Annotated in this window: 21 protein-coding genes; 4 read left to right on the top strand and 17 right to left on the bottom strand. The window is 63.9% G+C overall.

The features are described from left to right. Positions 1-28 precede the first annotated feature (28 nt). From djlA to HUS66_RS14565, 6 genes are all read right to left on the bottom strand, one after another. Positions 29-796, bottom strand: coding sequence for a co-chaperone DjlA (djlA, locus tag HUS66_RS14590; RefSeq protein WP_175071780.1), 768 nt, complete (start codon positions 794-796; stop codon positions 29-31). 319 nt (positions 797-1,115) lie between these two features. Continuing rightward, positions 1,116-1,400, bottom strand: coding sequence for a hypothetical protein (locus HUS66_RS14585; RefSeq protein ID WP_175071779.1), 285 nt, complete (start codon positions 1,398-1,400; stop codon positions 1,116-1,118). Between the two features lie 250 nt (positions 1,401-1,650). Further along, a complete protein-coding gene (locus HUS66_RS14580) occupies positions 1,651-1,935 on the bottom strand; it encodes a hypothetical protein (protein WP_175071777.1) in 285 nt (94 codons plus the stop codon). 208 nt (positions 1,936-2,143) lie between these two features. Then, positions 2,144-4,060, bottom strand: coding sequence for a 1-deoxy-D-xylulose-5-phosphate synthase (gene dxs / locus HUS66_RS14575; protein WP_175071775.1), 1,917 nt, complete (start codon positions 4,058-4,060; stop codon positions 2,144-2,146). 16 nt (positions 4,061-4,076) lie between these two features. Next, positions 4,077-4,931: a (2E,6E)-farnesyl diphosphate synthase gene (gene ispA, locus HUS66_RS14570; protein WP_425340090.1), complete on the bottom strand. Its 855-nt coding sequence runs from the start codon at positions 4,929-4,931 to the stop codon at positions 4,077-4,079. 89 nt (positions 4,932-5,020) lie between these two features. Beyond that, the gene (locus tag HUS66_RS14565; protein ID WP_175071813.1) at positions 5,021-5,275 is read right to left on the bottom strand and encodes an exodeoxyribonuclease VII small subunit; all 255 of its coding nucleotides are present in this window, start codon (positions 5,273-5,275) and stop codon (positions 5,021-5,023) included. Between the two features lie 455 nt (positions 5,276-5,730). On the opposite strand from HUS66_RS14565, the gene serA reads away from it, so the two are divergent. From serA to HUS66_RS14550, 3 genes are all read left to right on the top strand, one after another. Next, a complete protein-coding gene (gene serA, locus HUS66_RS14560; protein ID WP_175071773.1) occupies positions 5,731-6,981 on the top strand; it encodes a phosphoglycerate dehydrogenase in 1,251 nt (416 codons plus the stop codon). 295 nt (positions 6,982-7,276) lie between these two features. Continuing rightward, positions 7,277-8,260, top strand: coding sequence for a rhodanese-related sulfurtransferase (locus HUS66_RS14555; RefSeq protein WP_175071771.1), 984 nt, complete (start codon positions 7,277-7,279; stop codon positions 8,258-8,260). Between the two features lie 288 nt (positions 8,261-8,548). After that, on the top strand, positions 8,549-9,901 hold the full coding sequence (locus HUS66_RS14550) for a uracil-xanthine permease family protein (protein WP_175071769.1): 1,353 nt from the start codon (positions 8,549-8,551) through the stop codon (positions 9,899-9,901). 36 nt (positions 9,902-9,937) lie between these two features. On the opposite strand, the gene HUS66_RS14545 is transcribed toward HUS66_RS14550, so the two are convergent. From HUS66_RS14545 to uraH, 11 genes are all read right to left on the bottom strand, one after another. Further along, positions 9,938-11,140: an amino acid deaminase gene (locus HUS66_RS14545; RefSeq protein ID WP_175071767.1), complete on the bottom strand. Its 1,203-nt coding sequence runs from the start codon at positions 11,138-11,140 to the stop codon at positions 9,938-9,940. Between the two features lie 119 nt (positions 11,141-11,259). Next, the gene (locus tag HUS66_RS14540) at positions 11,260-11,748 is read right to left on the bottom strand and encodes an ureidoglycolate lyase (protein ID WP_092525445.1); all 489 of its coding nucleotides are present in this window, start codon (positions 11,746-11,748) and stop codon (positions 11,260-11,262) included. A gap of 20 nt (positions 11,749-11,768) precedes the next feature. Next, positions 11,769-12,620: a bifunctional allantoicase/(S)-ureidoglycine aminohydrolase gene (locus tag HUS66_RS14535; protein WP_175071765.1), complete on the bottom strand. Its 852-nt coding sequence runs from the start codon at positions 12,618-12,620 to the stop codon at positions 11,769-11,771. Between the two features lie 145 nt (positions 12,621-12,765). Next, positions 12,766-13,623, bottom strand: coding sequence for a MurR/RpiR family transcriptional regulator (locus HUS66_RS14530; protein ID WP_175071763.1), 858 nt, complete (start codon positions 13,621-13,623; stop codon positions 12,766-12,768). A gap of 74 nt (positions 13,624-13,697) precedes the next feature. After that, positions 13,698-14,426, bottom strand: a complete 729-nt coding sequence (locus tag HUS66_RS14525) for an amino acid ABC transporter ATP-binding protein (RefSeq protein ID WP_175071761.1) — start codon at positions 14,424-14,426, stop codon at positions 13,698-13,700. Then, a complete protein-coding gene (locus HUS66_RS14520) occupies positions 14,407-15,063 on the bottom strand; it encodes an amino acid ABC transporter permease (protein WP_175071759.1) in 657 nt (218 codons plus the stop codon). Before HUS66_RS14520 ends, HUS66_RS14525 begins: the two co-directional genes overlap by 20 nt. After that, complete coding sequence (locus HUS66_RS14515) at positions 15,060-15,731, bottom strand: amino acid ABC transporter permease (protein ID WP_175071757.1); 672 nt, start codon at positions 15,729-15,731, stop codon at positions 15,060-15,062. The genes HUS66_RS14520 and HUS66_RS14515 overlap by 4 nt, the downstream gene beginning before the upstream one ends. Before the next feature lie 14 nt (positions 15,732-15,745). Continuing rightward, entirely contained in the window at positions 15,746-16,561 is an 816-nt protein-coding gene (locus tag HUS66_RS14510) for a transporter substrate-binding domain-containing protein (RefSeq protein WP_175071755.1), read from the bottom strand. 375 nt (positions 16,562-16,936) lie between these two features. Beyond that, the gene (puuE, locus tag HUS66_RS14505; RefSeq protein WP_175071753.1) at positions 16,937-17,878 is read right to left on the bottom strand and encodes an allantoinase PuuE; all 942 of its coding nucleotides are present in this window, start codon (positions 17,876-17,878) and stop codon (positions 16,937-16,939) included. Positions 17,879-17,881: 3 nt separating this feature from the next. Beyond that, entirely contained in the window at positions 17,882-19,105 is a 1,224-nt protein-coding gene (locus HUS66_RS14500; protein WP_175071750.1) for a urate hydroxylase PuuD, read from the bottom strand. 21 nt (positions 19,106-19,126) lie between these two features. Next, positions 19,127-19,468 (bottom strand): hydroxyisourate hydrolase, encoded by a 342-nt coding sequence (uraH, locus tag HUS66_RS14495; RefSeq protein ID WP_175071749.1) that lies wholly within the window; start codon positions 19,466-19,468, stop codon positions 19,127-19,129. A 96-nt stretch (positions 19,469-19,564) separates the two neighbouring features. Between uraH and uraD the strand changes: the two genes are divergently transcribed. Continuing rightward, positions 19,565-20,140 carry a 2-oxo-4-hydroxy-4-carboxy-5-ureidoimidazoline decarboxylase gene (gene uraD / locus HUS66_RS14490; protein WP_175071747.1) on the top strand — a complete coding sequence of 192 codons (576 nt, stop codon included), beginning with the start codon at positions 19,565-19,567 and terminating at the stop codon, positions 20,138-20,140. The last annotated feature ends 108 nt before the right edge of the window (positions 20,141-20,248 follow it).

The raw sequence follows: 20,248 nt of genomic DNA, 5'->3' as shown, positions 1-20,248 counted from the left end.
GGCTCAACAGTGGCTTGGCGGCTCGCTATCAGGCAGCGGCTTCGCGGGCCTTCTTGATGCGCTCGTAGGCGCTGCTGATCTCGCTGGTACGCTCCTTGGCCATTTCGCGCATGCTCTCGGGCAGCCCCTTGCCGGCCAGCTTGTCAGGGTGGTTCTGGCTCATCAGGCGGCGATAGGCCTTCTTGATTTCGGCGTCGCTGGCATCTTCTTCAACGCCCAATACCCGATAGGCATCCTCAAGCGAGGGGCCCTGAGGGCCGCCTTCGGCTCCTCCCCCGCCGCGCAGCATGGCCTCGATCTGCGCGATCTCGGCTTCCGTGCAGCCAAGCCCTCGGGCCACGCGCAGCAGCATGTCATGCTCAGCGGGATGCAGCTGGCCGTCGGCGGCAATGGCCGCTAGCTGTACCTGCAGAAACACCTGCAGCATGGCTCGCTGACTGCCGACGACGCCACGCACCTTGGCAAGCTCCGCTTCGAGGTCGAAGTCGTCGCGCTTGCCACGGGTGAAGTCTTCACGCGCCTTGGCACGCTGGGCCTCGTTCAGTCTCAGCCGATCCCACAGCTGCCGCGACGCCTCGAGTTCGTCTTCGGTGACCTGGCCATCGGCCTTGCACATGCAGCCCATCACCGCAAAGGTCGACTCGAGAAACTGCGCCTGTGCTCCTGCCAGCTTGCCGATCAGACTCTTCTTGAGTCGCTGGATCAACCAGTAGCCAAGACCGCCACCGATGAGCAAACCGATCGGGCCACCGATCAGATAGCCCAGCAGCGCACCAATCAATATCGCTATTAACATGATTCTCTCGTCCTAGAGCCGGTGCCTCGCGCCGACGTGGGTGAATACAGCAAGGTATTTAAGGGGCCGGCTCGCCGAGGCGTGCCGTCCGGCCATTCTATCAGGGCCCAGGGCGCAGCCACGAGGGACACACCGTTATCATCACCGCGTCACGCGGCCGGACACCATCCAGCCGCAGTCGGCCTGACCTTCCGCAGCAGGGTGATGTGTATCCCTACCGTGCTGTTTTTCTTGCCAAAAAAAGACCCCACCGAAGTGGGGTCAGGCAAGGGATCAAGAAGGATGCTTGAATGAGACGGACAGGGCTTAAGGACAGGGCTTAACGGGTTGCAGCCTGGGCATGGCCCAGCGAATCGGCCTGGGCCTCAGCCGAAAAGTGAGTACGACGCTCTTGCTGGGCGATCAGCGCGTGGCTTGCCTCGGCAAGACCTGCACTGGCGTCGTTGATGCGAAAGTCGGCGACCGGCTGACGGGTATCAACGACCGACACCTGTTCGGGGGCAGCCTGGTTGACGTCGAGGGCACGTTCGGTGGCAACGCTTGCCTGAGCGGCCATCGGCAGAACGGCGACGACCAGAGCGGCGAGAGTAAGTTGGCGTTTCATATAGCGAATCTCCTTTGGGCTATGTTGCTATGCTAGTGATAATATTAGCATGTTAATTAACATGCTAATAGTTTATTCCGATATTTGTGGTGCTTGCTCGCTATCGCCGTTCGCTCAGGGGCCTGGTGTCCCAACAGCGTCGAACCCGGTGTACTGGTAGACAAAAAAAGACCCCACCGAAGTGGGGCCAGGCAAGGGGTGAAAAAGTCACTCTTTCGCGATGGTCGTCAGCTTACGAAGAACGCTAGCCTTAATGGGTTGCTGCCTGAGCATGGCTCAGTGCCTCGGCCTGCGCCTGACGCGAAAAGTCGGTATGACGTTCCTGCTGGGCGAGCAGCGACTGGCGCGCCTCGGCCAAGCTAGCGCTGGCGTCATTGATGCGAAAATCGGCGACCGGCTGACTGGAGGCACTGGAATGCACCTGTTCAGGGGCCGCCTGGTTGACGTCGAGGGCACGTTCGGTGGCAACGCTTGCCTGGGCGGCCATCGGCAGAACGGCGGCGACGACTGCGGCGAGAATAAGTGGGCGTTTCATATAGCGAATCTCCTTTGCGCTGCGTTGCTATGAGGAGAATACTATTAGCAAGTTAATTAGCTTACTAACAGTTTGTCGCAATATGGTCGATGCGCTCTGCCTATCGGCGTCGGTGTCTACAACGGGGCCTGCAACGAAAACGCCGCCCCGGGGGGCGGCGTGACTAGTCACTGGGAGGCAAGACTATCGAGCCCGTTGCAGCAAGCACCTAGGCTCGACGCGCCAGGATGGAAGCCTCGATGCCGGAGACGTCGAGACCGCAGTCGCTGAGCAGCTCGGCGGGCGTGCCATGCTCAACAAAGGCGTCGGGCAGGCCCAGGTTGAGCACAGACACCGGCTCGCCGGCCTCGGCGAGCAGCTCATTGACGGCGCTGCCGGCCCCGCCGGCCACCACGTTTTCCTCGAGAGTCACCAGCAGGTCATGATAGCGCGCCGCCGCCAGCACCGCCTCTCGATCCAGTGGCTTCACCGAGCGCATGTTGAAGTGGGTAGCGTCCAGGCGCTCGGCGACCTCGGCGGCGGCACCGTTGAGGCTACCGAAAGCCAATATGGCGATGCCATGGCCCTGACGGCGCATCTCCGCCTTGCCGATCTCTACCGGCTCGAGGTGCGAAGGAATCTCCACCCCTGGACCAGTTCCACGCGGATAGCGCACCGCTGCCGGCCCCGGGTGATGATAGGCCGCCGAAAGCATGGCGCGACACTCGGCCTCGTTGGCCGGAGCCAGGACCACCATGCCGGGCACGCAGCGCAGGAAGGACAGGTCCATGGCCCCGTGATGCGTGGGGCCATCCTCACCGACCAAACCGGCACGGTCGATGGCGAAGGTGACGTCCAGCTCCTGCACGGCGACATCGTGAATCAGCTGATCGTAGCCGCGCTGCAGGAAGGTCGAGTAGATCGCCACCACCGGCTTGCTGCCCTCGCAAGCCATGCCGGCCGCCAGCGTCACTGCATGCTGCTCGGCAATCGCCACATCGAAATAGCGCTCGGGGTATTCCTTGGAGAAGCGCACGAGATCCGAGCCTTCGCGCATTGCCGGCGTAATGCCAAGCAGCCGCTCGTCCGCGGCGGCCATGTCGCACAGCCAGTCGCCGAAGACGTTGCAATACTTCTTCGGCTTCGGGCGCGGGGCCGTGGCGCCCGGCGGCATCACCGGCGCCGGCGATGCGGCCGGCGGCGCGCTGGGCTTTTCGAGCTTGGTGATGGCGTGATAGCCGATCGGATCGGCTTCGGCGGGCTCGAAGCCGCGACCCTTGCGCGTCTTGACGTGCAGGAACTGCGGGCCCTCCAGGTCGCGCATGCTGCGCAGGGTCTGGATCAGCAGCGGCAGATCGTGACCGTCGATGGGGCCGATGTAGTTGAAGCCCATTTCCTCGAACAGCGTCGCCGGGCTGACCATGCCCTTCATGTGCTCTTCGGTGCGGCGTGCCAGCTCCAGCGCGCCGGGCAGGTGCGAGAGCATGCGCTTGGAGTTCTCGCGCATCATGGTATAGGGCTTGCTGGTGAGGATCTTGGCCAGGTAGCTGGCCATGCCGCCGACGTTCTCGGAGATCGACATCTCGTTGTCGTTCAGCACCACCAGCAGGTTGGCGTCAACATGCCCGGCGTGGGCCAGGGCCTCGAAGGCCATGCCGGCGGTCAGGGCGCCATCGCCGATGACCGCACAGACGCGGCGATCCTCGCCCTGGGCGCGAGCGGCCAGCGCCATGCCGAGGGCCGCCGAGATCGAGGTGCTGGAGTGGCCGACCCCGAAGGTGTCGAATTCCGACTCGCTACGCCGCGGGAAGGCGGCCAGGCCGCCATGCTGACGAATGCCAAGCATCGCCTCGCGCCGGCCGGTAAGAATCTTGTGCGGATAGGCCTGGTGACCGACGTCCCAGACCAGTCGGTCATGGGGGGTGTCCAGCGCCTGATGCAGCGCCACGGTGAGCTCCACCACGCCGAGCCCGGCGCCAAAGTGGCCGCCGCTGACGCCAACGCTATATAAGAGGTAGGCGCGCAGTTCATCGGCCAACTGGGCGAGCTGAGTCGCGCTCATCGCATGCAGCGCGGCGGGCGTATCCAGGGTGTCGAGCAGCGGCGTGGCCGGACGCTCGGCGGGAATCTCGTCGAACAGCTTCATGTGGGCATCTATCGTGTCAGTGGTCGCGCTCGATCATGTGGCGAGCCAGGGCGGCCAGGGTAGCGGCCTCGTCGCCCAATGGCGCCAGCGCCGCCAGGGCCTCGTCGAGCAGGTCATCGGCCATGGCGCGAGCGCCATCGAGGCCGAGCAGGGCCGGATAGGTCGGCTTGTCTCGGGCGGCATCGGCCCCCGAGGTCTTGCCCAGCGTCACGGTATCACCGGTGACGTCGAGAATGTCGTCCTGGATCTGAAAGGCCAGGCCGACCGCCGCCGCGTAGGCGTCCAACGCCACCAGGCGCGGGTCGTCTGCCTCGACGGCCGTGAGGCCACCCAGGCGAACGGCGGCACGAATCAGCGCGCCGGTCTTGTGGCTATGCATGCGGGCCAACGCCTCGAGATCGGCCGGCTGGCCCACCGCGGCGAGATCCAGCGCCTGACCGGCCGCCATGCCGCTGCGCCCGGAGGCCTCCGCCAGCGTCGCCACCAGGGCGGCCAGCCGCGGATGTGCCTGGCGCGCCAGTACCTCGAAGGCCAGGGTCTGCAGGGCATCGCCAGCGAGAATCGCGCTGGCCTCATCGAAGGCCCGATGGACCGTCGGCTGGCCACGGCGTAGATCATCGTTGTCCATCGCCGGTAGATCGTCGTGCACCAGCGAGTAGGCGTGAATCAGTTCCACCGCCGCGGCGGGCGGATCGAGCGCCTCATCGGTAGCACCCAGGGCGCGGCCGGCGGCATACACCAGTACCGGCCGCAGACGCTTGCCGCCGCCCAATACACCATGTCGCATGGCGGCGTCGAGGCGCTCGGCCACGCTCGGCGTCGCGAACAGCGCCTGGAGCCAGGCATCGATGCGCGCTTGGTCAGCGCTCAACCTAGTCTTCAGCGTCACCGGCCCGGCGACGGCCGACGCGTTTTCCTGGGCACTCTCTTGGGCACTCTCTTGGGCACTTTCCTGAGCACTCACCGCACGTCCTCCGCAGCGCCTGGGAAGGGCGCTTCATCGAGATCGCCATCGCCGCCCTCGACCAGGCTACGCACCTTGAGTTCCGCTGCATCGAGGCGGCGCTGGGCCTCACGGGTCAGCCCCACGCCCTGCTCGAAGGCGGTAAGCGAGGCCTCGAGGCTCAACTCACCGGACTCGAGACGAGTCACCAAGGCTTCGAGCCGCTCGAGGGTCGAGGCAAAATCCTGAGGGGGCGCACCGGCATCCGGCATGCTGTCCTGATCGGCCATGGGCATCTCGCTGTCGTGGGCAGGCCGCCGGGCCCGCGCGCGTCAAAAAAATCTGGTCGATCAGTATACACGCAACCCCCGGGGGTGCGTCTGCCCCGTGCCCGACTTGCACCACCCTCATTCCTGCTGTTCATGCAGCCCGTTCATGACCAGCAAGCAGCATTTTCATTCCGGTCACCCACGGCGGAGGCCGCGTCTGTGCTAGGATATGCGCCCTGTTGACCCTGCTTCTCGCTTCTTACTTCTCGCTCCTTACTTCTCGCACCTATCAAGCTGTCAAGGGCGACCAACTAGTAGGGACGGCGCTTAGTCTGGGCGCCACGGGATGGAGCCTCAACAGGCCAACAGACGACATATCATCAAGAGGCACCGCGCCCGTGGTTGGCCGGGTCTCGCAGAACTAGGCGACTCACGCCAACGATAGGGTTGATTCGACAATGGCCAAAACGTCCCTGGACAAGAGCAAGATCAAGATCCTGCTGCTCGAGGGCGTCCACCAGAGCGCGGTGGACAACTTCCTGAATGCCGGTTACACCAACATCGAGCATCTCTCCACCTCGCTGGATGAAGAATCACTGATCGAGAAGATCCGCGATGTTCACTTCATCGGCCTACGTTCCCGCACCCAGCTGACCGAGCGTGTCTTTGCCGCCGCCGAGAAACTCGTTGCGGTGGGCTGCTTCTGCATCGGCACCAACCAGGTCGACCTGAACGCGGCGCTCAAGCGCGGCATCCCGGTGTTCAATGCCCCCTACTCCAACACCCGCTCGGTGGCGGAGCTGGTGCTGGCCGAGGCCATCATGCTGCTGCGCGGCATTCCGGAGAAGAATGCTCAGGCCCACAAGGGCGGCTGGCTGAAGAGTGCCAAGAACTCCCACGAAGCTCGCGGTAAGACGCTGGGCATCGTCGGCTACGGCAGCATCGGTGCTCAGCTGTCAGTGCTCTCCGAGTCGCTTGGCTTCGACGTCATCTACTATGACGTGGTGACCAAGCTGGCCATGGGCAACGCCCGCCAGGTGGGCAGCCTCGAGGAACTGCTGGCCCGCGCCGACATCGTCAGCCTGCACGTGCCCGACCTGCCCTCGACCCGCTGGATGATTGGCACCGAGCAGATCGGCCTGATGAAGCAGGGCGGCATTCTGATCAACGCCTCGCGCGGCAGCGTGGTGGAAATCGAACCGCTGGCCGAGTCCCTGAAGGAAGGGCGCCTGCTCGGCGCGGCCATCGATGTCTTCCCGGTCGAGCCCAAGGGCAACAGCGAGGAATTCGTCAGCCCGCTGCGCGGCTTGGAGAACGTGATTCTGACCCCGCACATCGGCGGCTCGACCCTGGAAGCCCAGGAGAATATCGGCGTCGAGGTCGCAGAAAAGCTGATCACCTACTCCGACAACGGCACCACCATCACCTCGGTCAACTTCCCCGAAGTGGCCCTGCCGGCGCACCCGGACAAGCACCGCCTGCTGCACATCCACGAGAACGTGCCCGGCGTGCTGTCCGAGATCAACCGCGTGCTGTCGGAGAACGGCATCAATATCTCCGGCCAGTACCTGCAGACCAATGAAGAGGTCGGCTACGTGGTGATCGACGTGGACAAGGCTTATGGCCCGCAGGCCCTCGAGGCCCTCAAGGAGGTCGCGCATACCCTGCGTATCCGCGTGCTCTACTCCGAAACCAACTATTCGGAGTGACCGGGTCTCGCCTGACCGGGTCTCGCCTGACCGGGTCTCGCCTGACCGGGTCTAGCGTGCCTCCGCGAAGCTAGCCCTGAGCGGGCACGCCCTGCATCAACGCCACGACCCCGGCTTTAGCGGCCGGGGTCGTGGCGTTTGGGCACACCTGACCACACCACTGACCACGCCAACTCGTCACCGGCCTGATCGAGATCAAGGCCCGCGGGGTGCGCACGCCTCGTCGGGCGGGTAAAATGCTTGCCACTTTCAACCCCGGTCCGTCCTTTGCGAGGACGACAACCAGGAGAGCTTCATGGCATCACCTCACATCGAGGGGGGCATCGTCGTTGCCGCCCTCTACAAGTTCGTAACGCTGGATGACTTCGAGGCCCTGCGCGAGCCGCTGCGCCAGGCCATGCTGACCTATGACGTCAAGGGCACCCTGCTACTGGCTCGGGAAGGCATCAACGGCACCGTCTCCGGCACCCGCGAGGGCATCGATGCCCTGCTTGGCTGGCTTGGCCGTGACCCGCGCCTTGCCGACGTGGATCACAAGGAATCCTACTGCGACGAGCATCCGTTCTACCGCACCAAGGTCAAGCTGAAGCGCGAAATCGTCACCATGGGCGTGCCGGACGTCGACCCCAACGCCAAGGTCGGCACCTACGTCGATCCCGAGGAGTGGAACGCGGTCATCGCCGACCCCGAGGTGCTGGTCATCGACACCCGCAACGACTATGAAGTGGCGATCGGCTCCTTCGAGGGCGCCGTCGATCCCCAGACCAAGTCATTCCGCGAGTTCCCGGATTACGTCAAAGCGCATTACGATCCGGCCAAGCACAAGAAGGTGGCCATGTTCTGCACCGGCGGCATCCGCTGCGAGAAGGCCTCTAGCTTCATGCTCCACGAGGGCTTCGAGGAAGTCTTCCACCTCAAGGGCGGCATTCTCAACTATCTAGAGAAAGTGCCCGAGAATGAGTCGATGTGGCGCGGCGACTGCTTCGTCTTCGACAATCGGGTGACGGTGCGTCACGACCTGAGCGAGGGCGTATTCGACCAGTGCCACGCCTGCCGCATGCCGATCTCCGCCGAAGATCAGCGCGCCGAGACCTATGAGCCAGGCGTGAGCTGCCCGCACTGCTTCGACTCGCTGCCCGAGAAGACTCGCGCTGGCGCCCGCGAGCGCCAGCGCCAGATCCAGCTGGCCAAGCAGCGCGGCGAGCCGCATCCGCTGGGCCGCGACCCGCGTCAGATGAAGGCAGGCGCAAACAGGCAGACCAGCGAAGACACTCAGTAAGCCTACACCCGTCCCTCACGATCAAAAGCGCCGCCCACGAGGCGGCGTTTTACATGCTTTCTTGCGTTCCTACTCGGCCAACCTTCGCGACTGGCTATCCACCGACACAGCTTGCGGTCGAGCCAGTTGATGATATACAAGGAATGTATACAAAATATTCCAAGGTGTGGACCCTCGAACAGGCGACCTGTCGACGCCACCGCACCCGCCCGCGATGGTTTCGCGGGCCATCCCACGCCCGCTCCAGCATCCCCAATCATCAACAACAATGCATGCGGAGAACCCAGGATGACCCTTCACAGCGACTCGCTCGCCGATGCGCCCTCGCGCGCTCGCAGCACCCATGACGTCAATGCCCTGCCACCCCTGACCCGAGCGATTCCGTTGGGGCTGCAGCACGTACTGGCGATGTTCGTCGCCAACGTCACCGTCCCCATCATCATCGCTGGTGCCGCCGGCCTGCCCGCCGAGCAGACCGCCTTCATGATCCAGGCGGCGATGTTCGTTGCCGGCGCCGCGACCCTGCTGCAATCGCTGGGCCTGGGGCCAATCGGCGCGCGACTGCCGATCGTGATGGGCACCAGCTTCGGTTTCGTGCCGGTGCTGATTCCCATCGCCGTGGGCATGGGCCTGCCCGCCGCGCTCGGCGCCGGGCTGTGCGGGGGCATCGCCATGGCGCTGGTCGGCAGTTGCCTGCGCTGGGTGCGCTTCCTGTTCCCGCCGGTGGTGACCGGCAGCTTCGTGGTCATGCTCGGCACCCTGCTGATTCCGGTTGGCTTTGCCTATGTGGGCGGCGGCTTTGGCGCCGAGGACTTCGGCGCCCCGCATCACCTGCTGTTGGCGGCACTGGTGCTGTTGGTGACCCTGGGGCTGCATCAGTTCGGCCGCGGCATCTGGTCAGAGGCCGCACCGCTGATCGGCCTGCTGGCGGGCTACGCCACCGCCGCGGCCTTCGGTCTGGTGGATGTCTCGGCGGTGGGTAAGGCGAGCTGGCTATCGCTGCCGACGCCGTTTGCCATCGGTGTCGAGTTCCATCTGGCGGCGATCCTGCCGGTGGTGCTGCTGGCGGTGGTGACCTGCGCCGAATCGATTGCCGATATCGTCGGCACGACGTCGGGCGGCATGGATCGCCAGCCGACCCGCCGCGAGCTCTCCGGTGGCGTAATGGCCGACGGCCTGTCCAGCGTGTTCGCCGCGGTGTTCAACGCCTTCCCGCAGATCAGCTTCAGCCAGAACGTCGGCATGGTGGCGCTGACCGGAGTGGTCAGCCGCTATGTGGTGGCGATCGGCGGGGCCTTCCTGGTGATCGCCGGCCTGGTCCCCAAACTGGGCGCACTGATCTCGAGCATTCCCGACGCCGTGCTCGGCGGCGCGGTACTGATCATGTTCGGCATGATCGCCAGTGCCGGCATCAAGATGCTTTCCCATATCGCCTTCGACAAGCGCAACATGGTGATCATCGGCGTCTCGCTGTCGGCGGCCATCGGCCTGCCGGCGCAGCAGGGCCTTTATGCGGGCCTCGGCGAGAACCTCCAGGCGATCATCGAATCCGGGCTGATTCCCGGCGCACTGTGCGCCATCATCATGAACCTGGTACTGCCCAACCGCGAGGCCGGGCCCGCCGAACACAAGCCGTCCTGACGCTAGGCCCCGCCGACAGGGATCACGCATGCCGATCTAGAAGTAGGTCGGCATCTCTTCGACTACATTCAGCGCCGCGTCGACCCGACAGACGCGGCGCCACTTGTCGAAGGTCAGGCAAGGATGCGAGGTGCCGAAGGCGATCACGTCGCCAACGGCGATAGGGGCGTCTTCAGGGATCTTAAGGAAGGTGTGCTGATCCATGATGTGAGTGGTCTGCCAGCCGCTCACATCGACCGGCTCCCTGCCCCCCTCGGGATTCGAGGCCAACGCATAGCGCCGCAACGGCAGCGGTAAGTCCGGTTCGTGGCCGATGTCACGCTTGCCGAGCGCGACGATCGCCAATCCCGGCTCGGGCAGCGACTGCACATGAGCGAACACCTCGAGTGCTGGCTTAAGCTCGCCTTCCAGCTGTGGCTGACGCGCCTTCACGTCCGCCATGGCACCGGCATAGAGGCGATGATCGTGGACCACGTAGCAGCCCGGGCGCAGCACTGGCGTATAGCCTTCGCGCAACGCCGCCTTGTCGAACGCCTCGGCGATCAGGTCGAACCACTTGGACCCGGAGGCGGTGACGATCGGCGCCTCGCGTCGCAGAACGCCGCTGGCCCGCAGGGCCTTGACGGTATCCACCAGGCGCTCGCCGTAGGCGCGAACCGCGGCGACCTCGTTGCCGCCCGCGATCATTCCCTCGTAACCCTCGACCCCGACCAACGCCAGTGCCGGCTGCGCGGCGATGGCCGCCACCAGCGCCTCGATCTGATCGGCATCACGACAGCCGCTGCGCCCCCCCATGACGCCCAGCTCTATCAGTACGTTAAGCGACTGGCCTCGCGCGGCAAAGTAGCGCCCCAGGTGCGCGACATTGGCGGCGCTATCGACCACGCAGAAAACCTCGGCGCCTTGTTCGACCAGCTCGGCGATGATCGCCATATTGGGCTCGCCGACCAGTTGATTGGCCATCAAAAGCCGCGTGACGCCATGAGCGAAAGCGGCCCGACACTGCGGCGCGGTGGCCAGGGTGATACCCCAGGCCCCCGCCTCGAGCTGACGTGTGAAGAGCGAAGGCGTCATGGTGGTCTTGCCGTGCGGAGCCAGGTGCGCGCCATGGGCGTCGGCGAAGCGCTGCATCCAGGCCAGGTTATGGGCAAGTGCCGGCTCGAAGACCGCCGCAGCAGGCAGGCTGACGCCGCCCAGCAGGCTAGGGCCAGTTTCGGTGGTGCCCTTGTCGGTGTTCATGGGGCCTCCTGGGGAGGGGGAAATGGGGGATAAGGTGAGCCGCCATCATGCCCCAGGAGCGGAGGTGGTAACCAGAGAGCCGCCCGAAGGCGGCTCTCAGCTAATGCGTATCATGATCGTCAAGAAAGGCTGACCCGCACCGGTAACGCCTGCTCGTCGCAGTTATTGCCGGGGCCGCCCCGGTCGACGACCAGAAACTCCCCTTCGCGCTCGAGCACCGACTGCACCGCGTGCCAGGTGCCGGCATGGTAGTTGACACCCTGGCGGCCATCGGTGACGAAGGCGCATACCTGACCGGGGTCGATGACGTCCCCCGGGGGCGCCACCACGATCAGGAAGCGCTCTTCGTGCAGCGGCATGAAGGCCTGGCTGCCCAGCGGATGCCGCTCGAGATGCGCGATCTCGAGCGGCAGGCTGACCGGCTGGCTGACGAACAGGCTGATCAGCGGTCGGGCGCCCTCTCCCAGGAGCTCGACGCTTGCCAGATCATGGTGGCGCTGGGTGCGCCCGGCATTGATGGGGAAAGACGCCGTGCCCCGGCTATCGATGACGTCGCCGAAGGTCGCGAAGGCCTCGTGAGTCAAGGGGCGGGCGATCAGCTCGAGCATGGCAAACTCCTCAACCAGCATTAACGTGTCAGGCCACGATAAGCCGCCGAGGCGTTCAACGCCATATGGCGATTGACGTCCTTGTAGAGCAGATAGCGGAAGGGACCCGGGCCACCCGCATAGCAGGCCTGCGGGCAGAAGGCGCGTAGCCACATATAGTCACCGGCCTCGACCTCGACCCAGTCCTGGTTGAGATGGTAGACGGCCTTGCCTTCCAGCACGTAGAGGCCGTGCTCCATCACATGGGTCTCGTCGAAGGGAATCACGCCGCCGGGCTGGAAGGTGACGATATTGACGTGCATGTCATGGCGCATGTCGCTGGGATCGACGAAGCGCGTGGTCGCCCAATTGCCGTCGGTATCCGGCATCGGGGTCGGCTCGATATCCTGCTCGTTGGTCACGAAGGCGGTCGGCGGATCGATGCCCTCGACGGCTTCATAGGCCTTGCGAATCCAGTGGAAGCGTACCTCGCTCGAGGCATCATTGCGCACCTGCCAGTCGCTGGCCGGTGGAATGAAGGCATAGCCGCCCGGCATCAGGCGATGGGTCTCGCCGGCAAGCGTCAGGGTCAGCTCACCTTCCACCACGAACAGCACCCCCTCGGCGCCGGGGTCGAGCTCGGGCCGGTCGCTGCCGCCACCCGGGGCAATTTCCATGATGTATTGGGAAAAGGTTTCCGAGAACCCCGTCATCGGCCGCGACAGCACCCAAAGCCGGGTCTTTTCCCAGAAGGGCAGATAACTGGCAACGATATCGCGCAGCACGCCCTTGGGTATGATCGCATAGGCCTCGGTAAACACCGCCCGATCCGACAGTAGTTGGGTTTGCGGGGGCAGTCCGCCCTTGGGGGCGTAATAGGAACGCTGTGGCATGCTCTCTCCTCAATCCATCGTTATGGCCCGGCTAGCGCCCGGCAACTGTTTTTTATCAGCTCAGCGCTGACTGATGCTTTGTCACTCTGCGCGCCGGCTGCCCTGGCTATCTACCAGGCCTATCTATCAGGTCTATCTATCAGGTCTAGGGCGCCAGCTCTTCGAGCTCCTGGTAGAGTTCCATTACCTCGCCAATGCGGGCACGCCCTTGCGCCAAGCGGCGATGCAGCATGGCATTGGCCAGCAGGCTGACCAGGCTCATCGCACTGGCATAGCTGTCGAACGCTGAAAGCGTCTCCAGCGAACATTCCAGCCGCCAGGTCACGCGATCATCATATTTGGCGGTCGTCGGGTCCCCGATCAGCAGCACCCGCTGCTCACGCCGGGCAAGGGTCTCGATCAGCGTCTCGAACAACCGTGGGCGACGCCGAAAACCGATCAGCACGATCAGCGCCTGTGGATCGAGCTCGACCAGTTCCTCCGCCAGCGACTGATTGGGGGACGGCAGTAGCTGTACCGCCGACCGTGCCTGCAACAGCTGCTGACGCAGATGCAGGGCGATGGGATAGCTATTGCGATAACCGATAACGGCCAGTGCCGGCGCTTCGTCCAGCGCGCCGACCACCTCATCGAACAGCACCGGCGTCAGTCTCTCGAGGCACTGGCGCAGGTTGTCCTGCTCACGCTCGGCATGACGCCGGAAGCGTTCGATTCCATCGCCCAGCGAATCGGCACCCGACGCCAGCGGCACACCGTAGTGGCGCAGTTGCCGCGCATGCGCCTTGACCGCCTTGAAGTCGTCGTAGCCCAAGCGCCTGAAAAGACGCGTGACGGTCGCCTTCGACACTCCGCTCAGCCGGGAGAGGTCGGCGGCACTGTAGACCGCCAGATCCTCGAGGTGGGCGAGAATGAAATCGGCCACCCGTCGCTCCTGGGGACCCAGTTCGGAAAAATGCTGCTGTAACCGACGCCCGATATGGGTCTGCGTGCTCGCTCCCGCCATGACGCTTCTCGCCTTCCATCTCAATTACCAATACGTTACCGCACCCGACGGCTTACTACTTGCTTACCACTTTCTTACAACACCGAGGCGATGAACTGGCTCAGTTCTGGGGTCTTGGGTTGGGTGAAGAGCGTCTGCGGATCACCCGATTCGTGAATGCGCCCCTGGTGCATGAACACCACCCGGTGGCTGACGTCACGGGCGAACTTCATCTCGTGTGTGACCAGAATCAGCGTCATGCCTTCCGCCGCCAGGCTCTCCAGCACCAGCAGCACTTCTCCCACCAGTTCGGGATCGAGCGCCGAGGTCACCTCATCGCACAGCAACACCTTGGGGTCCATCGCCAGTGCCCGGGCGATGGCCACACGCTGCTGCTGGCCGCCGGAAAGCTGGGCCGGATAGGCATCGACCTTTTCCAGCATGCCGACCTTGTCGAGCACTTCCTCGGCGATCTTGCGGGCCTCGGCGCGGGGCGTCTGCTTGACCACCACCGGCGCCAGCATCACGTTCTCGACCACCGTCTTGTGTGGGAACAGGTTGAAGCTCTGGAATACCATGCCCACGTTCTGGCTCAGCTCTCCCGGCGACATCGCGCTGCCGTCGAGACGCTGATCGGCCAGGTGAATGGTGCCCCAGTCGTGTTGCTCGAGCTGATTGAGACAGCGCAGAAAAGTGCTCTTGCCGGAGCCGCTGCGCCCGATGACGGCGACCACCTCCCCCGGTTCGATGTCCAGATCGATGCCCTTTAGTACCTCCAGATCGCCGAAGGATTTATGCAGGTCTTTAACGGATACCAGCGCCATAGAGTCGTTTCTCCAGATAACGGGCATAGCGGGACAGCGGATAGCAAAGGATGAAATATCCGAGCGCCACCAGCGCGAAGATGGTGAAGGGAGCGAAAGCTGCGTTGTTAAGCATGGTGCCGGCCTTGGTCAGCTCGACGAAGCCGATCACCGAGGCCAGGGCAGTGCCCTTGATGACCTGTACGGAAAAACCGACGGTCGGTGGCACGGCCAGCCGCAGCGCCTGAGGCAGGATGACGTGGCGCATCGACTGCAGGTAGTTCAGCCCGAGGACACGCGAGGCCTGCCACTGACCGCTGGGCACCGCTTCAACGCAACCTCGCCAGATATCGCACAGGAAGGCGCTGGTAAACAGCGTCAGTGCCAGGCTGGCAGCGGTCCAGGCGGAGACATCAAAGCCCAGCGCCGCCGCACCGAAATAGGCCAGGAACAGTTGCATGAGCAGCGGCGTACCCTGGAACACATCGACGTAGAGCCGAATCAGCCAGCGAATCGGCTTGAAACCGCCCATCCGCAGCAGGGTCAACACCAGCCCGACAGCGGCCCCGCCGACAAAGGCAATCAGTGACAGGACGACTGTCCAGCGCCCTGCCAACAGCAGGTTGCGGACGATGTCCCACAGCGTGAAATCCGTCATGCCGATCCTCCTTGGCGAAAGGCGAACAGTCGCCGCCCAACCAGCTCGAACGAGCGCCGCATGCCGACGGCCAACAGCAGGTAGATCAGGGTCACGACCAGATAGACCTCGAAGCCGCGGAAATTGCGTGACTGGATGAAGTTGGCGGCATAGGTCAGATCGAATACCGAAATCTGGGACACCACCGCCGAGCCCAGCATGACGATGATGCACTGGCTGATCAGCGACGGATAAACCCGCGAAAACGCCGGCACCAAGACCACATGGCGATAGCTCTGCAGCCGGGAAAGCCCCAGTGCCCGCGAGGCTTCATGCTGGCCGCGGGCGGTGGAGTCGATCCCTGCGCGCAGAATCTCGGCGGTATAGGCGCCCAGGTTCAATATCATCGCCACCAGGGCCGCGACCGTCGCGCTGATCGGTATGCCCAGCGCCGGCAGTCCAAAAAACAGAAAGAACAGCTGCACGATAAACGGCGTATTGCGCACCACCTCGACATAGCCGCCCAGCAGGCGGCTCATGATTCCCGATTCAAGGTCACGCACATAGGCGACGACAATCGCCAGGGCGATACCGACAAAGGTAGTGACGACCGTCAGCCATAGCGTCGTCACCAATCCCTCCATGATCTCGCCCGAATACGGCAGCAGGGTGGAAAAATCCAGCGTCATGGTCGGTCACCCGCTCAGTTGGACAGGTCGTCAGGTAGTGCAGTGTGGAACCACTTCTGCGACATCGATTCCAGGCTGCCATCCTGCTTGGCCTGCTCGATCAGCGTGTTGACCTTGTCCTTGAGCGCCTCATTGCCCTGGCTCAGGCCGATGTAGCAGGGCGAATTCTTGATCCGGAACACCATGGTCGGCGCCCGTTCGGCGTTGCGCTCGGCAATCTGTGCCGCCACTACGTTACCGGTAGCGATGTAATCGACCTGGCCGGAGAGAAACGCAGAGATGGTCGTCGCGTTGTCCTCGAAACGCTGGACGGTGGAATCGCTCGGCACCAGCTCGGAAAGCTCCATGTCCTCGACAGAGCCGCGGGTCACGCCGATGGTCTTGCCGGAAAGCCCGGCCGCATCTTCGATCATTACCGCCTCAGGTGTGCCGAAGACCCCCAGGAAGAAGGGCGCATAGGCGTCGGTAAAGTCGATCACCGCAGCACGCTCAGGGTTCTTGCCCAAACTCGAGATCACCAGGTCGACCTTGTCGGTCTGCAGGAACGGAATGCGGTTGGCGCTGGTCACGGCCACCAGCTCCAGGTCCACCTCCATCTGATCGGCCAGGTAATGCGCCATGTCGATGTCATAGCCCTGAGGCTGAAGGTCAGTACCCACCGAGCCGAACGGCGGGAAATCCTGCGGGACAGCGACCCGCAGCGTGCCACGCTCCTCGATGGTTGCCAGGTCGCTGGCCTGCGTCGAGACGGCGGCCAGGCCGGTCACGACGGTACAGCAGAGCGCCAGTAGGGCCTGGCGGTAGAATCGATGCTTGGTGAAAGCAAACATGACACATCTCCTGATGAGCTCGGTGTTGTTGTTCATATGGAGAAACGATTGGCGACTTCTATTAGCGATAAGAAACCTTCGTTTCACCTTTGGCTCTGCAAACACGACGCCAATCTTTGTTCTATTGGCGTCAATTCAGGGGATTAGCCAATATTCACGGCCGCAGCACGCTCACTTCAGGGCCCACTTGAAATGCTAAAACGCACGCATTGAGTGCGTGCTACGGGCCTCGTGCGCCATCGGGGCACACAATGGAGGCAAATGGACGATGAGCCTATGACGGCGTGCCCCATCACCACCAAGCCCCGCGACAAGCCTTTGGGATAGACCGCAACGAATCACGGCCAATCCTCACCGCCTCAATCTAAGGGCCGCTCAGCCGGGGTGCTCGGCCTGCCAATGGCGTGCGATATCCACACGCCGGGTGATCCACACCCTGTCATGGGCCTCGATATGGTCGAGAAACCGCTGCAGCGCCCGGAACCGCCCGGGACGGCCGATCAGCCGGCAATGCAGGCCGATCGAGAGCATCTTCGGTGTCTCCGCTCCTTCGGTGTAGAGCACGTCGAAGGCGTCCCGCAAGTACTGGAAGAACGGTTCACCGTGGTCGAAACCGGTCGGCGAGGCGAAGCGCATGTCATTGGTGTCCAGGGCGTAGGGCACGATCAGATGACGATGCGATTGCCCCTGGCTGTCCTCGGCGTCGGTCCAGAACGGCAGATCATCACCGTAGTAGTCGCTGTCGTAGAGGAAGCCGCCCTGATCGAGCAACAGGCGCCGTGTATTGGGGCTGTCGCGGCCGGTGTACCAGCCCAATGGCGGCTCACCGTAGAGCGACTCGAAGATCGCAAGCGCGCGCTGGAGGTGGTCGCGCTCGACCGCTTCCGACACGTTCTGATAGTGAATCCAGCGATAGCCATGGCAGGCCACTTCATGGCCGAGCTCCTTGAAGGCATGAGCCACCTCAGGGTGGCGCTGCAACGCCATGGCGACGCCGAATACCGTCAGCGGCAGGCCGCGGCGCTCGAACTCCTTAAGTACCCGCCACACGCCAGCGCGGGAGCCGTATTCATAGATCGACTCCATGCTCAGGTGGCGATCGGGGTAGGCCTCGGCGCCGGCGATCTCGGAGAGGAACTGTTCGGAGTGGCTGTCGCCGTGAAGCACGCAGTTCTCGGCGCCCTCTTCATAGTTCAGCACGAACTGAACGGCGATGCGGGCCTTTCCAGGCCAATTGGCCTGAGGTGGCGTGCGGCCGTAGCCGATCAGGTCGCGGGGATAGCCGTAAGAGTGCTTGCTCAGTGTGTCCCTGGTCATGGCTCAAGTTCCCGGGGCGGATGCGTGGTCAGCGATGAAGGCACCAACCGTCGCCCGCTCGTCGTCGGTCATGCCGGTCACGTTGCCAAGCGGCATATAGTGAGTGGTGACCGCGACGCGCTGAATGTCCTTGAGATGCCGGCGAATCTGCTCGCCGGTATCCAGCTGCACGCCGGCCGGTGCAGCAGCGAAGCCTCCGAAGGTCGGCACGACGGCGTGACAGCCTGCGCAGCGCTCCTCGATGATCGCCGACACCTCGCTGAAGGCGATCTCGGGGGCTGCGTTCTCAGTGGTCTCGGCGGCCGCGGTCGTCCCGCGAGACGAGGGAGCCGGCGCGGGCGCCATCACCGCCATCAGCGTCACCAGCACCAGGCCGGCGACGGGCAGCACCCATATCTTGCGCCCGGCCAGATGGCGGATATTGAAGTAGTGACGCACCAGTACGCTGAACGCCATCAGCCCCGCCAGCACCAGCCAACCCCACTCGGAGGCGTAGGTCATGGGATAGTGGTTGCTGATCATCAAAAACAGCACCGGCAAGGTCAGGTAGTTGTTGTGCCGCGAGCGCAGCAGGGCATGGCGACCGTGGGCGGGGTCCCGCTCGGCGCCGGTCTTCATCGCCGTCACCAGCGCCTTCTGGCCGGGGATGATCACCCGGAAGACGTTGGCCACCATGCAGGTGCCGATTGCCGCGCCGACATGGATATAGGCCGCGCGACCGCTGAAGACCTGCATCAGGGTCCAGGTCAGCCCGATCAGCAGCGCAAAGCCGATCAGCGCCAGCCAGGCCGGGCGGCGCCCCAAAGGGCTACGGCACAGGCCGTCATAGACGAACCAGGTGCCGAATATCACCGCCAGCCCCACCAGCACACCCTGCCAGGGTGCCAGCGCCGAGCCCGGTGGCAGCAGCATGGTATCCGCGTTCAGGTAGTAGACGACCCATAGCAGCGCGAAGCCGGTCAGGAAGGTGGTGTAGGCCTCCCACTTGAACCAGTGCAGGGGGTCAGGCAGGCGAGGTGGCGCCAGCTCGTACTTCTGCAAGTGGTAAAAGCCGCCGCCGTGGATCGCCCATAGCTCGCCGGCCACGCCGTCGCCCAGAGACGCATTCCGGCGCTCGAGATGGTTCTCGAGCCAGTTGAAGTAGAAGGAGGCGCCGATCCAGGCCACGCCAACGATCAAATGGCCCCAGCGCAGCAGCAGGTTGGCCCAGTCATGAAGATAGTCCATGAGCATTCCTCGAAGAGGGCGTTAGCTGCCGCGGTAGGTGGTATAGCCGTAGGGCGAGAGCAGCAGCGGCACGTGGTAGTGCTCGTCGGCACTGGCAACCCGAAAGCGCAGCGGAACACGTTCGAGGAAGACGCCCGACGCCGGCTCGCCAAGATAATCACCGGCATGAAAAAGCAGCTCGTATTCGCCCTCGGTGAAGGCATCACCCTGCAGCAGCGGCGCATCGCAGCGGCCATCGGCATTGGTCACGGCCTCGGTGAGGCGGGTGCGGGACTCGCCGTCGAGGCGATAGAGTTCGAGGCGGATGCCATGGCCCGGGCGTCCGCGAGCGGTGTCGAGCACATGGGTAGTCAGGTACCCCATGAGACCTCCTGTGGGTTGTCGGGACGTGTTTCGCCCCTGATTATTGTATACAGTTACTGTATCGCATATCTGCCGCCGCCGCGCAAAGGAGTCGCCATGGCCGATCGTTCCTCCGCTTCCCTGCCACTGCAGCTTCGCCCCAGCCGCCTCGACCGTGAGGCCTTCATCGCCCGCTTCGGCGATCTCTACGAGTCTTCGCCCTGGATCGCTGAGGCCGCCTGGGACCAGGGGCTCGGCCCGGAGGCGGATAGCCTCGACGGCCTCGCCGGACGGCTCGCCGCCGTGCTCGATGCGGCGGATGAAGACCGTCAGCTCGCGGTGATACGCGCCCACCCGGATCTCGCCGGTAAGGCGGCACTGGCCGGCGCCCTCACCGACGACTCGCTCAAGGAACAGGCCGGTGCCGGGCTGGATCAGTGTACTCCCGCGGAGCTTTCACGCTTTACACGACTCAATGAGGCCTACCAGTCGCGCTTCGCCTTTCCCTTCGTGATCGCGGTCAAGGGCAAGGATCGCCATGCCATTCTCGCCGCCTTCGAGGATCGGCTCGATAACACCCCGGATGAGGAACGCCGCACCGCCATCGACCAGATCCATCGTATCGCCCGACTGCGACTCGAATCCCGCGCCGCGGAATACGGCAAAGAGCGCGGGCATGAGCGCGAGCAATAACGACCGGCCCTGTCCCAGTGAAAAGGGGCTAGTGAAAGGGCTAGTGAAAAGGTGGAAGCCCTTTCCGTTTTCACGACAGCCCACCGCCGAGGCGGTATCCTGTGAACC

This window comes from Onishia taeanensis (genome assembly GCF_013349955.1).
GTDB classification, from domain to species: domain Bacteria; phylum Pseudomonadota; class Gammaproteobacteria; order Pseudomonadales; family Halomonadaceae; genus Onishia; species Onishia taeanensis_B.
Note: the sequence above shows the minus strand (reverse complement) of the source record. Positions and strands in the feature narration are given on the sequence as shown.

Bases quoted from the DNA above. Each gene is read 5' to 3' on its own strand.
- serA (WP_175071773.1), top strand. From the start codon at position 5,731: ATGGCCAAAACGTCCCTGGACAAGAGCAAGATCAAGATCCTGCTGCTC.
- HUS66_RS14565 (WP_175071813.1), bottom strand. From the start codon at position 5,275: ATGCCGGATGCCGGTGCGCCCCCTCAGGATTTTGCCTCGACCCTCGAG.
- uraH (WP_175071749.1), bottom strand. From the start codon at position 19,468: ATGGGGTACCTGACTACCCATGTGCTCGACACCGCTCGCGGACGCCCG.
- HUS66_RS14500 (WP_175071750.1), bottom strand. From the start codon at position 19,105: ATGGACTATCTTCATGACTGGGCCAACCTGCTGCTGCGCTGGGGCCAT.
- HUS66_RS14555 (WP_175071771.1), top strand. From the start codon at position 7,277: ATGGCATCACCTCACATCGAGGGGGGCATCGTCGTTGCCGCCCTCTAC.
- HUS66_RS14520 (WP_175071759.1), bottom strand. From the start codon at position 15,063: ATGACGGATTTCACGCTGTGGGACATCGTCCGCAACCTGCTGTTGGCA.
- uraD (WP_175071747.1), top strand. From the start codon at position 19,565: ATGGCCGATCGTTCCTCCGCTTCCCTGCCACTGCAGCTTCGCCCCAGC.
- HUS66_RS14540 (WP_092525445.1), bottom strand. From the start codon at position 11,748: ATGCTCGAGCTGATCGCCCGCCCCTTGACTCACGAGGCCTTCGCGACC.
- HUS66_RS14515 (WP_175071757.1), bottom strand. From the start codon at position 15,731: ATGACGCTGGATTTTTCCACCCTGCTGCCGTATTCGGGCGAGATCATG.
- HUS66_RS14585 (WP_175071779.1), bottom strand. From the start codon at position 1,400: ATGAAACGCCAACTTACTCTCGCCGCTCTGGTCGTCGCCGTTCTGCCG.
- HUS66_RS14535 (WP_175071765.1), bottom strand. From the start codon at position 12,620: ATGCCACAGCGTTCCTATTACGCCCCCAAGGGCGGACTGCCCCCGCAA.
- puuE (WP_175071753.1), bottom strand. From the start codon at position 17,878: ATGACCAGGGACACACTGAGCAAGCACTCTTACGGCTATCCCCGCGAC.
- HUS66_RS14510 (WP_175071755.1), bottom strand. From the start codon at position 16,561: ATGTTTGCTTTCACCAAGCATCGATTCTACCGCCAGGCCCTACTGGCG.
- HUS66_RS14545 (WP_175071767.1), bottom strand. From the start codon at position 11,140: ATGAACACCGACAAGGGCACCACCGAAACTGGCCCTAGCCTGCTGGGC.
- HUS66_RS14580 (WP_175071777.1), bottom strand. From the start codon at position 1,935: ATGAAACGCCCACTTATTCTCGCCGCAGTCGTCGCCGCCGTTCTGCCG.
- HUS66_RS14525 (WP_175071761.1), bottom strand. From the start codon at position 14,426: ATGGCGCTGGTATCCGTTAAAGACCTGCATAAATCCTTCGGCGATCTG.
- djlA (WP_175071780.1), bottom strand. From the start codon at position 796: ATGTTAATAGCGATATTGATTGGTGCGCTGCTGGGCTATCTGATCGGT.
- HUS66_RS14550 (WP_175071769.1), top strand. From the start codon at position 8,549: ATGACCCTTCACAGCGACTCGCTCGCCGATGCGCCCTCGCGCGCTCGC.
- dxs (WP_175071775.1), bottom strand. From the start codon at position 4,060: ATGAAGCTGTTCGACGAGATTCCCGCCGAGCGTCCGGCCACGCCGCTG.
- HUS66_RS14530 (WP_175071763.1), bottom strand. From the start codon at position 13,623: ATGGCGGGAGCGAGCACGCAGACCCATATCGGGCGTCGGTTACAGCAG.